Origin of the sequence: Paenibacillus sp. FSL K6-1566, from assembly GCF_038050475.1 — a bacterium.
GTDB classification, from domain to species: Bacteria; Bacillota; Bacilli; order Paenibacillales; family Paenibacillaceae; genus Paenibacillus_AQ; species Paenibacillus_AQ lactis.
The window spans coordinates 4379675-4392395 of the sequence record NZ_JBBOSR010000001.1 but is presented as its reverse complement, the minus strand read 5'-3'; the positions used below and the strand labels follow the sequence as shown (position 1 = coordinate 4392395).

Sequence of the window (12721 nt, the reverse complement as noted above, 5' to 3'; positions counted from 1 at the left end):
GTTGTCCAGCTATCCTGATAGGAGAGTCGACTTTTTTCGGAAGAAAAACTCCGTCCATAGACAGCGGAAAAGCCGATTCTGCTTGTGGTACAATAGCGTAAAGAGGTGATGGGTCGTATATGTTTTTGAAACGGATTGAGCTAGCAGGATTTAAGTCGTTTGCCGATAAAACGGAGATGGAATTCGTACGCGGCATTACGGCTGTCGTAGGTCCGAATGGCAGCGGCAAGAGTAACATCTCCGACGGGATCCGCTGGGTCCTTGGGGAGCAGAGCGCCAAATCGCTTCGCGGCGGGAAGATGGAGGACATTATTTTTGCCGGCAGCGATGCGCGTAAGGCGGTCAACTATGGCGAAGTATCGCTTACGCTCGACAATGAGGATCATGTGCTTCCGCTTGATTTTCACGAGGTGACGGTGACCAGACGGGTGCACCGAAGCGGCGACAGCGAATATTTCATCAACAGGCAGTCCTGCAGGCTCAAGGATATTACGGAGCTGTTCATGGACACGGGGATCGGCAAGGAAGCCTATTCCATCATTGGACAGGGGCGTATCGAAGAGATCTTAAGCACAAGATCGGAAGACCGCAGGGGCATATTTGAGGAAGCTTCCGGTATTGTTAAATATAAATCGCGTAAAAAAGAATCCGTGCGCAAGCTGGATGAGACGGAGCAGAATCTGCTCCGCATCCACGATCTTGTCACAGAGCTTGAGGATCAGATCGGACCGCTGAAGGAGCAGTCCGAGAAAGCGGTCCGTTACAAGGAGCTCCGCGAGGAGCTGAAGCATAAGGAAATATCGCTGTACGTATACCAAATTGAGCAGATTCATAACGCATGGAGCGAAGCGAATGCAAAGCTCGAGCAGCTGAAGGAAGAGCAGCTTGCCCTGTCAACGGTCGTTTCCGCGCATGATGCCAAGCTGGAGAGCGACCGATCGGCGCTGCGGCAGCTGGAGCAGGAAGTGGAGGACATCCAGAGCCAGCTTCTGCAATACAGCGAGCTGTTCGAGAAGAGCGAGGGGTACGGGGAAGTGCTCAAGGAGCGCCGCCGGAATCTGGAGCGCACGCGGGAGCAGCTGGAGGACAGCCTCCATTCGGGCGATACCCATCTTGCCGAGCGGGTAGGAGAGCTTGAACGCATGAAGAGCAAGCTGTCGGAGCTGAAGCAGGAACTGATTCAGGTTCGGGATCAGCTCTCGGCGGAAGAAGCCAAGCTGGTCGGCGTCACCGGCGGGATCAGCCAGGAGCAGGAGGAGAGCCTGAAAGGCAATTTGCTCGAGCTGATGAACCGGATGGCCCAAGCGCGCAATGAAATCCGTTATGCGGATCAACAGCAGGAAGCGCTGGAGCGTCGGATGAATCGCGCACAGGAGGAATCCGGCAAATGGGAGGCCTTGAAAGAGGATCTGCTTCGCCGCAAGGAGAGCATCGACCGCAGCATCGAACGCTTCGGTAAGGAAATCGCCGATCTGCGCAGCGGGTACATCAGCGAGAGCGAGCGTTACCAGTCGCTGCAGAAGCTGCTCGATGAGACGCAGGGCGCGCTACGGAAATGGGAGCAGAAGCGGGAAGCTCAAATTGCCCGCAGGGATACAATGAAAGAGCTGCAGGATGACTTTGACGGCTTCATGCTGGGCGTTAAGGAAGTGCTGAAGGCATCGCGCAAATCGGTGCTCCAGGGCGTCCATGGGGCGGTGGCGGAGCTGATCCGCGTGCCGGAAAGGCTGGAGCTGGCCATGGAAACGGCGCTCGGAGCATCGGTACAGCATATCGTTATGGATAACGAAGCGGTATCGCGGCAGGCGATCTCCTTCCTGAAGCAGCGGCAGCTAGGACGGGCGACATTTCTGCCGCTGGACGTCATCCGGCCGCGGAACGTCTCCGGTTCGGACCGGTCGCTGGCCGAAGGGGAGCCAGGGTTTGTCGGCTTCGGCTCCGAGCTCGTGCAGTACGATCCGCGTTACAGCAACATCGTCGGCAGCTTGCTCGGCAATGTCGTGATTGCCGAGACGCTGGAGCAGGCCAACAAGATTGCAGCGCGGTTCTCCTACCGCTTCCGTGTCGTGACGCTGGAAGGAGATGTCGTCAATGCGGGCGGTTCGATGACCGGCGGAAGCCATCATAAGAAAACGAACAGCCTTCTTGGCCGCAAACGCCAGCTGGAGCAGCTGGATCAAGAGATTACGGAAACCGAGCGCCAGCTGGACAAGCTTCGCCAAGGCATCGAAGGCGTACGAACGCAAATGCTGGAATCTCAGGATAAGCTGGATTCGCTGCGTAAAGCAGGGGACGACAAGCGCATTGAAGAGCAGCAGGCGGCTGGAGACCGGAAGCAGCTGGAGCATGAGCTGCGTCACGTGCTGGAGCAGGCAGAGCTTGCCGGCGAGGAGAAGAGCAGCCAGGAGCAGGAAGCGAAGCAGATTCAGGAGGCGAGAGCCCGCGCGGAGAAGCTCCTGCAGCAGCTGGAGGAAGAGGAGAAGGCGACGCATCAGGCCATTCAAGCCGCGGAATTTGCCCGCAAGGCCAATGAGTCGGCCAAGGAAGAGCTGCAGAGCCAGCTTACGCTGCTCAAAGTCCGTGAGGGCAAGCTGGATCAGGAGACCTTCTCATTGGAGGAGCAGCTGAAGCGGCTGCAATCCGATGTCGATAATCATGAGAAACAACAAAAGCAGAACCGTACGATGCTGGCCTCGGTTCAAGCCGACCTCGAGCAGAATGAGCGCGAAAGCGTCAAGCAGATCGAGAATTTGAACGAGTACAAGCTGAAGAAGGAAGAGGCGGCGCAGCAGCTTGAGTTTAAGCGGGCGGCGCGCACGGCTCTTGGCCGAAAGCTGGAGCTAGCGGAGAGCGAGACAAAGGAGCAGCGCATCCAGCTGAAAGCGGTGGAAGATAAGCTCCGCGAGACCGAAATCGGAGTTAACCGGCTCGATGTGGAGCTGGAGAATATTCTTAAGAAATTAAGCGAGGATTACGAGCTCAGCTATGAGCTGGCCAAGCAGCGCTACCCGGTGCCGGAGGACGTGACGTCCGCGCAGCATGAAGTGCGGGATTTGAAGCGCTCCATTGCTGGCCTCGGGGACGTGAACCTCGGCGCGATTGAGGAATACCAGCGCGTCAATGAACGCTATCAGTTCCTCAGCGAACAGAAGGCGGACCTGGTCGAGGCGAAAACGACGCTGTATCAAGTCATCAAAGAAATGGATGATGAGATGTCAAGGCGCTTTAAGCAGACCTTTGATGCGATTCGCCGCGAGTTCGGAACCGTATTTACGAAGCTGTTCGGAGGCGGGCGCGCAGACCTTGTTCTGATCGATCCGGATCGTCTCTTGGAGACGGGTATCGATATCGTCGCGCAGCCGCCGGGCAAGAAGCTGCAAAATCTGCAGCTGCTGTCAGGCGGAGAACGTGCGCTGACCGCCATGGCGCTTCTATTCGCCATTCTGCATGTGAAGCCGGTGCCGTTCTGCGTGCTGGATGAGGTCGAGGCGGCACTGGATGAAGCGAACGTTGTGCGCTTTGCCCAGTATTTGCGCGAGTTTTCCGAGCAGACGCAGTTTATCGTGGTCACTCACCGTAAAGGAACGATGGAAGAAGCGGACGTGCTGTACGGGGTCACGATGGAGGAAGGCGGCGTATCGAAGCTCGTGTCCGTCAAGCTGGAGAATGAAGAAGCGGAAATTGCCTGATAGAACATTTAACATGTGTGGAGGGAACTATGAGCTTTTTTAAGAGATTGAAAGAGAGCATTTCGAGCAAGACCGAGAATGTAACGAAGCAGTTCCGCGACGGACTCGAAAAAACGCGGAAGGGATTCATCGAGAAGGTATCGGATCTTGTAACCCGGCGCAAAAAAATAGACGAGGAGTTCTATGAGGAGCTGGAGGAGATCCTGATCGGTGCCGATGTCGGCGTCAATACGGTGATGGATCTGATGGACGACCTCCGGGCGGAGGTCAAGAAGCGCCGGATCGAGGATGCGGCGGATTTGCAGCCGGTATTGTCCGAGAAGCTGATGGAGCTGCTTCGCGATGACAGCAGCAACGAGCTCCGCGAAAATCCGGACGGCATTACGGTGATCCTGTTTGTCGGCGTCAACGGCGTCGGCAAGACCACAACGATCGGCAAGCTGGCACACCGCTACAAGCAGCAGGGGAAAAAAGTGCTGCTGGCGGCAGGAGATACCTTCCGCGCAGGGGCGATTGAGCAGCTCGAGGTTTGGGGCGAGCGGGTTGGCGTTGAAGTTATCAAGCAGCAGGCGGGATCGGACCCGGCGGCCGTCATGTTTGACGCCGTACAAGCGGCCAAGCAGCGGCAAGCGGATGTCCTGCTCTGCGATACGGCTGGACGCCTCCAGAACAAAACGAATCTGATGGAAGAGCTTAACAAGATCTTCCGCGTGATCCAGCGGGAAATTCCGAGTGCGCCTCATGAAGTGCTGATGGTGCTGGATGCTACGACAGGCCAGAATGCGCTGAGTCAGGCGAAGCTGTTCGGCGAGAAGAGCGGCGTAACCGGACTTGTCCTGACGAAGCTTGATGGAACGGCAAAGGGCGGCATCGTCATCGCCATCCGCCAGGAGCTGAACCTGCCGGTGAAGCTCGTAGGCCTCGGGGAGAAGATGGACGATCTGCAGACCTTCGATTCCGAGCAGTTCGTGCATGCGCTGTTCGCCGGGCTGATCAAAGAAGAAGGCCCTGCGGACTCGAATTGATCTGTATTCGCTAATCCGTTATGGAATACATCGTGAAGCATAACAAAGAGGCGAGCCTCAAGGTCTTTGACCTAAAGGGCCGCCTCTTTGTTATTTGGCAAGGCACGCGGGCGCACCATGCCTCCCATCCTTTTACTGTCTAAGTTACAGGAACCCAATCAGGACGAAACGATGCGTACGAATTCGATCGACCGGAGCGGAATGATCGCCGTATCGGTCGGAGGGCCATAAATGATCGGCGGCACCTTTAACGTCACGGTGCTTTCTTCGACCGCGGTTAACGTCCCGACGATGATATCGCCGGACACCGCCACCTCGGTTTCGGATCCGATAAAGCCTTGGAGCCAATCTACAAAACGCATAAGGGGTTCGCCTCCTTTTTCAAAATCATGAACAGTGAATCCAATCAGTCTCTCTCGAGCAAACGTTACTGCACGGACGTAATATTGGTAAAAGGAATCAGAACGAGATCGCCAGAAGCCTCCCGGAGCTGAACGCCGTCGTCGGCCGTCGCCAGAACGACGCCTTCCAGGGTAACGAAGGTCGTGCCTACACGTACCCTCTGGCCGATCCGGGCTCCGAAATATTCAATCAGCTCCGGAATGATGATCAACCCGGTTCGAACCTGGTCCTCCAGCGATTCTACCCGTTCGGTTAAGTGTTCGGTTTGCCGGCTGAGAAGCTCAACCTGGCGCGATAACGCCTTTACTTTGGCAGCAAGTCGTCTGCCGAACAGGAAACAGCACATGGGTCATTCTCCTTTCTGTTATCGTTTGTATTGTTCAATGTCAGACTTTAGCTCGAGCAGGGAAGCCAGGCTTCGCTGCTCGGTGCTCTGGATGAGCGGAAGTGCGCCGTGCACGTGGCCGGGCCCGTATTTCAAAAAGCGCTCGGTGCGCTCAACCAATTCGTCCAGCGGCTGCCGGTAATCGACCACGTACTGCCCAAGCCCGAAAGAGCACAGAAGACTGTGCACTTTGCCCATCGTGCTGAAGGCCAGGACAGGCTTACCTCCCCGAAGGGCCGCAAGGGACGGGTGAAGCTTGAAAGAGATTAAATATTCGACGGATTGAATGAAGCTGTACGTCAGCTCGATATCCATCAGAAAAGGAAGCGTTTCGATCGATGCGTGCGGCGACAGCTCCTTCACCTTCTGCTGCAGCTGCAAGCATGTGCTGTAGTCGGAATAGGCATTTCCCGGATGATGGATGACCGGTATGAGTGCCAAGTGGTACCCCTTTTGGTTCAAATGCGTAAGCAGCTTCGTCATATTGTCCATCGGGAAGGAAGAATACGAGAACACGACCACGCCGATCGTCGGACGTCTCGAGAAACGCTTTACGGGAATGGCCGGCTGTCGGTATCCGAACACGATATCCGGAGCGACCTCGACATTTCGGTGAAACCTAGCCCGCTGCGCGATCGCTTGGGACCTCTCATCCCGGAACACCGCACGCTGGGCCCCCGAGATTATATCCCGGTAAGCGGAGACCTGATCCTCCGGCCAGGTGTGCTCGGGGTAAGCGTCCACAATGCCAACGCCATAGACCCAGGTAGGCCTTCCCTTGAGCTGTTCAGGGAAATAATAGTTGTTGAAGGAATAAGGCGTGATCAGATCGCCTCCGCCGATGATGAATGCATCGGTCTGATTCGGGTCCAGCCGGGAATTCCAAGGGTAGACATGGTGATTGTCAAAAACCTGGCGGAGGGTATGAAGGAACAGATCGTCCCCGAAATTCCCCATTCCGTAATATCCGGAAGCGGCAATTTTCATAACGTTTCACCTCCTTTATAGTCAAGCCGAACCGCATCGACGTTAACGGGATTTACGCCAGGCCGGGAACAGGTCCCGGCTGCGCTGGCTGATGCTGCTCCCGTAAATTACGCGGTGATATAACACAGCCGGAACCTGAACGAGAAGGTGATGTTCAAGCAAGCGGGAGGTTAGATCGATATCTTCAAATATCCGGCCGAAGCGGTCCTCCCGGTCCCACCACCCTCCGATCGCCTTCAGCGATGCTGCTCGGTACATCCGGGGAACGAGGGGATGGGCCTGCGCGAAATGTTGCGAAGAAAGGGCCTGCTCCGGCGGGTTCGCGCTGCTGATGGTGCCTTTCCAGACCGGTCCCATTTGTCTCGTACGGATCCACCACGCATAGGAGGCTGTCGCCATGCCGGCTTCCGGCGCCTGGTCAAGGGCTTCGGACAGCAGCCGCACCGTATCGGGAGCAAGCCAGTCATCGCCGTCCAGCTCCAGAATATAGCGGCCCCTGGCTTCTTCAAGCAGCCGGTTCATCATGACCGCCTTGCCGCGATTGTGCGAATGCAGGAGAATCTTAATGCGGGGGTCGGAATAGAAGCATGCTTCTTCAAGGGTGTCGTCATCCGAGGCATCATCGCCGATGATCAGCTCCCAATCCTCGCTGGACTGCGCCAGCACCGAGCGAATGCTCCAGCCCATGGTGTCTCGCATATTGTGAACGCTCATGAGAATCGAAACAGCCGGCTTCACTCGGATAACAGAACATGCTGATTGTTGTGAAGGAACATGCAAATGGGACGGATGCTGCTGTGTAGCGGCAAGGAGAGGGGCAATATATTCGCGATCATGAAGCTGAGAAATCGGGATTCGGCTGGTGAGATTTCGGCTTCCGGAGCCTTCGATGCTTGAGCCTTCCGAAAAAGACGTTTCCATCCGGAAGATTTGGTTCTCGTCAACTGGCATCAGATCATCCTGAAGAAAGCGTGTAGCCGGAAGGCGGCTGTTCCATTCCGACAGGCGGTTTCGGAGCCATTCCCTCCGCCATAAGCAGGGGATCCCGTCCACACATATACAGACAGCTTCCTGCGGTATATCGGAAGCCCAGTCATAGGATCGGAGCCATTGCCTATGGGCAGGAAGGCTCATGCTTACCCACTCGCTGCCGGACCGGCGCGCTTCCTCGAGAATCCGGTCGCGATAGGCGGCAATCTCGTCCCGGGTGAAGCCGAAGGGCCGGGAATGAAGGATGTCAAGCGGCTTCATCTCCCGCCGAGCCCTCTGAGACGAATCGTTTCCGCAATAACCTGATCCGCCGCCTTCCCGCGCTCGATCCAGCGGTTGCTGCGTGCATAGGCGATTCTGGCCTGCTTGCTCTCCTCCGAATCCGGGTGCTGTAGAATATCGCCAAGTTTCGAGATGAAATCCTCATGGGTGGTCGCGGTTCTCACATGCGGTTCCATGGCGATGCACTCCGGCAGGGCGGTCGATAATACGCGGACGCCTGCTGCCATATACTCGTAGGCTTTTACCGGATTGGTGGCAAGCGTTATCGGATGATATTGAAACGGGATTAAGGCAACATCGATATGGCGAAGATAGCGCTTGAGCTCATAGTGGGGCTTTTCACCGAGAATATGCACATTGGGAAGGTGCGAGTAATCTCCCGAGCTGCCGTAAGGAGCGCCGATCGAAACGAAATGGACATGGGGATATGCGGCAGCCGCCTTAGCAAACAGCTCATGATCCACCCAATAAGCCCAGGCGCCGATATAAGCGGCCACGGGACCTTCCGGCAGGTCGGCGGGACGCTCCGTTGCCGGGATATGAAAGAATGAAGGATCTGCTCCGTTTGGAATCAAGGTCAGTGGTTTTTCCGGGTACGCAAGAGAAAGACGGGTGTGGATCACATCGGCCGTGCACACAACATGGTCTGCCGATTCGATCATCTTCGGCTCGTATTTCGCCCAGTGCGGAAATTCATCACAGCAGTCATAGATCGTAATGTCCGGCTTGAACAGCGTCTCAATGCGTGTGCGGAGCTTGGACCAGGTCGTCCAGACGACAACCGGGTGCTCCTTGCGAAGAGCAGGAAGCTTCTTGTACAAGAACGCCTTCGTATCCGTAAATAGATAGACATTCTCTTCAATCTCTGTAAACTCTGAATCCAGCGGTGCCAGGTTTTCGAAGAAAACCTGATGACCTAGTGCGCCTAATTGAGTCATAAGCTGCTGCGGTCTTTGCTTCATATATGACCAGTTCATCGTTCTCGGGTAAATGATAACAGCCAAGAGGTTTTCCTCCTTTCTTTGGTTCTAGGGTTACTATATGCATTGATAGCTTTTAAGATTGGACGATTGAACAAAATAAGCGAAAATGGTTGATTATGATGCTAGGGACGGCACCAGAATCGGAACGATTCTACCAATCTTTCATATAATGCTCGGGATGATGATATCCATTGCGAGTGAGGAGTGAGATTTGTGGATAAAAAGGTGCTTGTCGTTTTCGGTACGCGACCGGAAGCCATCAAAATGGCTCCCTTGGTCAAGGAGTTAGAGCAGACTCCGGGCTTTACGCCGGTTGTCTGCGTCACCGGGCAGCATCGGGAGATGCTCGATCAGGTGCTTCAATTTTTCGATATTCATGCTGACATGGATTTGAATATGATGAAGGAAGGGCAAAGCCTGTACAGCTTAAGTGCGGATCTGCTCCGGGGGATGGAAATGGTCTTTCGGAAGAATAAATATGATATGGTCCTCGTCCATGGGGATACGACAACGGCTTTCATTGGAGCGTTGGCGGCCTATTATGCAAAGGTGCCGATCGGCCATGTGGAGGCGGGCCTTAGAACCTATGACAAGTACGCGCCTTTTCCCGAGGAAATGAACCGGGAGTGGATCGGCCGGGTTGCGGACATGCATTTTGCCCCGACAAGGCTGGCGGCTGAGCATCTGATGAAGGAGAATCGGACCCGGCATATCTATGTAACGGGAAACACGGGGATCGATGCGATGAAATGGACGCTGAGTGCGCCGTTTACGCATCCGCTGCAGCACAAGCTCAGAAAGGATACGCGCTGGATTCTGATGACCATGCATCGCAGAGAGAACTGGGGCGAGCCGATGAACCATGTGTTTCAAGCGATCAAACAGCTGGTCCGGGAAATTCCGGACATCGAGGTGATCTATCCGGTTCATCCGAATCCTGCGATTCAGAAGGCGGTATCGGATGGATTGGCGGGAGAGGATCGGGTGCACCTGACTGCACCGCTGGATGTCGTGGATCTGCATCATATCATGAAGCGCTCGTACATGGTGTTGACGGATTCCGGAGGCATTCAGGAGGAAGCCCCTTCTCTAGGCAAACCGGTCCTTGTCCTGCGCGACAAGACGGAGAGGCCGGAAGGCGTAATTGCGGGAACCTTGAAATGTGTCGGGACAGAGACACAAGCCGTCGTGAAGAGAATCAAGGAACTGTTATTCGATCCGAGGGCATATGCGGCCATGGCCAAGGCGGCCAATCCGTTCGGGGACGGCACCGCCTCCGCGCAGATCGTAAGCGCAATCCGCAACTATTTTGACGCATCCGGTGAGTAGGTTCTAAGCAGCTCGCTGGATTTTGCCTCCCGCAGGGGTTTATAATAGAGGGTAAGATCTAAAGCGAAAGGATTTTTTAGCTATGGCAAATACGCACGTTTATCCGCGCAGGGAGGAAATCGCTAATGCCATTACCCATGGCATAGGGGCGGCGCTCAGCGTGGCCGCGCTGGTGCTCCTGATCGTGTTTTCCAGTCTGAAAGGCACGGCTTGGCATGTGGTGAGCTTCACGATTTACGGTACGACGATGCTGCTGCTGTATTTGAATTCCACGCTCGTGCACAGCCTCAAGGAGGGGAAGGCAAAGGATTTTTTCGAGTTTTTGGATCATTCCTCCATCTACTTGTTCATTGCCGGAACCTATACGCCGTTTCTGCTTGTCGCCGTCCGCGGCACGCTTGGCTGGAGCCTGTTCGGCGTGGTATGGGGAATCGCGATCGCAGGCTGCATATTTAAAGCGTTCTTTGTGAAAAAGTTTCTGTTTCTGTCGACCATCTTTTACATTGCAATGGGCTGGCTGATCGTTATTGCCTGGAATCCGCTGACCGCCGTGGTTGCGCCCCAAGGCATAAACCTGCTTGTTATTGGCGGCCTTCTGTACACGCTGGGCACGATTTTCTATGTATGGCGCGGCTTCCCGTATCACCATGCCATCTGGCATTTGTTCGTGCTGGCCGGTTCGGTGCTTCATTTCTTTGCGATTTTGATATACCTTCTTCCGATCGGATGAAGGGCCGCATAAACCGTTGATCACCAAATTGAAGGATGACAAGGGAAATATCTTGACATCCTTCTTTGTTTTATGTATGATAAGTTTCGTTAAGTGAACTGTAAAGTGTTTTTCCTTGACGAGGGGGTGCCCTGCATGAGTCAGGAGAATCGGCTCGAGAAGACGAATCGGATCAATCTGTTGTTCGATTTCTATGAGCAGCTGCTGACAGAGAAGCAGCGGACCTTTCTGAAATATTACTTCCTTGATGATTTCTCCCTGGGGGAAATCGCAGGAGAATTTGAAATCAGCCGTCAGGCCGTTTACGAGCATATTAAACGCGCGGAGCAGGTGCTGGAGTCCTATGAGGAGAAGCTTGGGCTTCTGAAGAAGCACGACGCGCGGATCCGTGAGCTGGATAAGCTTCAGGAACGGCTCGCGGTCAGCGGATTGAATGATGAAGAGAAACACGTGATGACCGATATGGTTGAACGATTGAAGATATGGGATTAAGTACGAACGGAGGTGGCGGATATGGCGTTTGAAGGATTGACCAGCAGACTGCAGAACGTATTCAGCAAGCTTCGCGGCAAGGGCAAGGTATCCGAGGAAGATGTAACAGCCGCCATGCGTGAGGTTCGGCTCGCGCTATTGGAAGCCGATGTTAACTTCAAAGTGGTTAAGGATTTTGTGGCCAAGGTGAAGGAGAAGGCCATCGGGAAAGAAGTGATGGACAGCTTCACGCCCGGCATGGTCATCATCGATATCGTTAATAAGGAATTGACCGAGCTGATGGGGGGAACCCAGTCGAAGCTGGCCAAGAGCAGCAAGCCGCCTACGGTAATCATGATGGCGGGTCTGCAAGGTGCAGGTAAGACGACGACCTCGGGCAAGCTGGCGAAGCTGCTGCAGAAGCAGAACAGCCGCCCGCTGCTCGTCGCAGGCGATATTTACCGCCCGGCTGCGATCAAGCAGCTCCAGGTGCTTGGCGAACAGATTAAAGTGCCGGTGTTCTCGCTCGGAGACAAGACAAGCCCGGTGGAGATTGCGAAGCAGGGCTTGCAGCATGCCAAGGACAACGGCCATGATTATGTCATCATCGATACTGCCGGACGCCTTCATGTCGATGAAGAGCTGATGGAGGAGCTGAAGCAAATCCACAGCGCGGTGAACCCGGACGAGGTTCTGCTCGTGGTGGATGCCATGACGGGTCAGGATGCGGTGAATGTGGCTGAGAGCTTCAATCAGCAGCTTACTCTGACCGGCGTTGTGCTGACCAAGCTCGACGGCGATACCCGCGGCGGCGCGGCCTTGTCGGTCAAGGCCGTCACAGGATGTCCGATCAAATTCGCCGCACTCGGCGAGAAGATCGATGCGCTTGAGCCTTTCCATCCGGAACGGATGGCTTCCCGGATTCTCGGCATGGGCGATATGCTTTCCTTGATCGAGAAGGCGCAGTCGAACATCGACGCCGAGAAAGCGAAGGAAATGGAACGTAAAATGCGCAACGCGGAGTTTACGTTCGAGGATTTCTTGGAGCAGATGGAGCAGGTGAAGAAGCTTGGCCCGCTTGATCAGCTGATGGATATGATCCCCGGCATGGGCAAGATGAAGCAGGCAAAGGATCTGAAGGTGGATGAGAAGCAGATGGGGCGCATCGAGGCGATCGTGCATTCGATGACGACCGAAGAGAAGCAGCAGCCTGACATCATCAACCATAACCGCCGGAAGCGGATTGCCGCTGGCAGCGGAACATCGCTCGCCGAGGTGAACCGTCTCATCAAGCAATTCGACGAGATGCGGCGCGTCATGAAGCAGTTTTCGGATATGATGGGCCCTAAGGGCGGCAAGAACAAGGCACTGAAACAGCTTAAAGGATTAACCGGCAAAGGAATGAAGTTTCCTTTCCGTTAAGAAGGATAGATGCAAGGACATCTGTT

11 protein-coding genes are annotated in these 12721 nt (G+C 55.0%); 6 read left to right on the top strand and 5 right to left on the bottom strand.

Features of this window, described 5'->3' with window-relative positions; genetic code table 11:
* The first annotated feature begins 119 nt into the window (after positions 1 to 119).
* Together smc and ftsY are read left to right on the top strand one after the other, a co-directional pair.
* Positions 120 to 3689: a chromosome segregation protein SMC gene (gene smc, locus NST08_RS19305; RefSeq protein ID WP_007132113.1), complete on the top strand. Its 3570-nt coding sequence runs from the start codon at positions 120 to 122 to the stop codon at positions 3687 to 3689.
* A 29-nt stretch (positions 3690 to 3718) separates the two neighbouring features.
* Positions 3719 to 4714 carry a signal recognition particle-docking protein FtsY gene (gene ftsY, locus NST08_RS19300; protein WP_341342173.1) on the top strand — a complete coding sequence of 332 codons (996 nt, stop codon included), beginning with the start codon at positions 3719 to 3721 and terminating at the stop codon, positions 4712 to 4714.
* Positions 4715 to 4872: 158 nt separating this feature from the next.
* Here ftsY and NST08_RS19295 read toward each other — a convergent pair whose 3' ends face one another.
* The 5 genes from NST08_RS19295 to NST08_RS19275 all read right to left on the bottom strand — a co-directional run bounded on the left by NST08_RS19295 (position 4873) and on the right by NST08_RS19275 (position 8764).
* Positions 4873 to 5076, bottom strand: coding sequence for a hypothetical protein (locus NST08_RS19295; protein ID WP_341342172.1), 204 nt, complete (start codon positions 5074 to 5076; stop codon positions 4873 to 4875).
* 65 nt (positions 5077 to 5141) lie between these two features.
* On the bottom strand, positions 5142 to 5462 hold the full coding sequence (locus tag NST08_RS19290) for a hypothetical protein (protein ID WP_007132109.1): 321 nt from the start codon (positions 5460 to 5462) through the stop codon (positions 5142 to 5144).
* Positions 5463 to 5480: 18 nt separating this feature from the next.
* The gene (locus NST08_RS19285; protein WP_341342171.1) at positions 5481 to 6488 is read right to left on the bottom strand and encodes a polysaccharide pyruvyl transferase family protein; all 1008 of its coding nucleotides are present in this window, start codon (positions 6486 to 6488) and stop codon (positions 5481 to 5483) included.
* Between the two features lie 42 nt (positions 6489 to 6530).
* Positions 6531 to 7739, bottom strand: a complete 1209-nt coding sequence (locus tag NST08_RS19280; RefSeq protein WP_341342170.1) for a glycosyltransferase family 2 protein — start codon at positions 7737 to 7739, stop codon at positions 6531 to 6533.
* A complete protein-coding gene (locus NST08_RS19275) occupies positions 7736 to 8764 on the bottom strand; it encodes a glycosyltransferase (protein WP_213617095.1) in 1029 nt (342 codons plus the stop codon). Before NST08_RS19275 ends, NST08_RS19280 begins: the two co-directional genes overlap by 4 nt.
* Positions 8765 to 8956: 192 nt before the next feature.
* Between NST08_RS19275 and wecB the strand changes: the two genes are divergently transcribed.
* The 4 genes from wecB (at position 8957) to ffh (ending at position 12695) form a co-directional block, all read left to right on the top strand.
* Positions 8957 to 10072, top strand: a complete 1116-nt coding sequence (gene wecB / locus NST08_RS19270; protein ID WP_341342169.1) for a non-hydrolyzing UDP-N-acetylglucosamine 2-epimerase — start codon at positions 8957 to 8959, stop codon at positions 10070 to 10072.
* An 82-nt stretch (positions 10073 to 10154) separates the two neighbouring features.
* Positions 10155 to 10802, top strand: coding sequence for a PAQR family membrane homeostasis protein TrhA (gene trhA / locus NST08_RS19265; RefSeq protein ID WP_341342168.1), 648 nt, complete (start codon positions 10155 to 10157; stop codon positions 10800 to 10802).
* 135 nt (positions 10803 to 10937) lie between these two features.
* Positions 10938 to 11294, top strand: coding sequence for a putative DNA-binding protein (locus NST08_RS19260; protein WP_007132103.1), 357 nt, complete (start codon positions 10938 to 10940; stop codon positions 11292 to 11294).
* A 21-nt stretch (positions 11295 to 11315) separates the two neighbouring features.
* Complete coding sequence (gene ffh, locus NST08_RS19255) at positions 11316 to 12695, top strand: signal recognition particle protein (RefSeq protein WP_007132102.1); 1380 nt, start codon at positions 11316 to 11318, stop codon at positions 12693 to 12695.
* The last annotated feature ends 26 nt before the right edge of the window (positions 12696 to 12721 follow it).

What these genes read in the sequence shown, in the direction of transcription:
- NST08_RS19280 (WP_341342170.1), bottom strand. Translation starts at nt 7,739, where the DNA reads ATGAAGCCGCTTGACATCCTTCATTCCCGGCCCTTCGGCTTCACCCGG.
- smc (WP_007132113.1), top strand. Translation starts at nt 120, where the DNA reads ATGTTTTTGAAACGGATTGAGCTAGCAGGATTTAAGTCGTTTGCCGAT.
- NST08_RS19260 (WP_007132103.1), top strand. Translation starts at nt 10,938, where the DNA reads ATGAGTCAGGAGAATCGGCTCGAGAAGACGAATCGGATCAATCTGTTG.
- ftsY (WP_341342173.1), top strand. Translation starts at nt 3,719, where the DNA reads ATGAGCTTTTTTAAGAGATTGAAAGAGAGCATTTCGAGCAAGACCGAG.
- NST08_RS19285 (WP_341342171.1), bottom strand. Translation starts at nt 6,488, where the DNA reads ATGAAAATTGCCGCTTCCGGATATTACGGAATGGGGAATTTCGGGGAC.
- NST08_RS19295 (WP_341342172.1), bottom strand. Translation starts at nt 5,076, where the DNA reads ATGCGTTTTGTAGATTGGCTCCAAGGCTTTATCGGATCCGAAACCGAG.
- trhA (WP_341342168.1), top strand. Translation starts at nt 10,155, where the DNA reads ATGGCAAATACGCACGTTTATCCGCGCAGGGAGGAAATCGCTAATGCC.
- ffh (WP_007132102.1), top strand. Translation starts at nt 11,316, where the DNA reads ATGGCGTTTGAAGGATTGACCAGCAGACTGCAGAACGTATTCAGCAAG.
- NST08_RS19290 (WP_007132109.1), bottom strand. Translation starts at nt 5,462, where the DNA reads ATGTGCTGTTTCCTGTTCGGCAGACGACTTGCTGCCAAAGTAAAGGCG.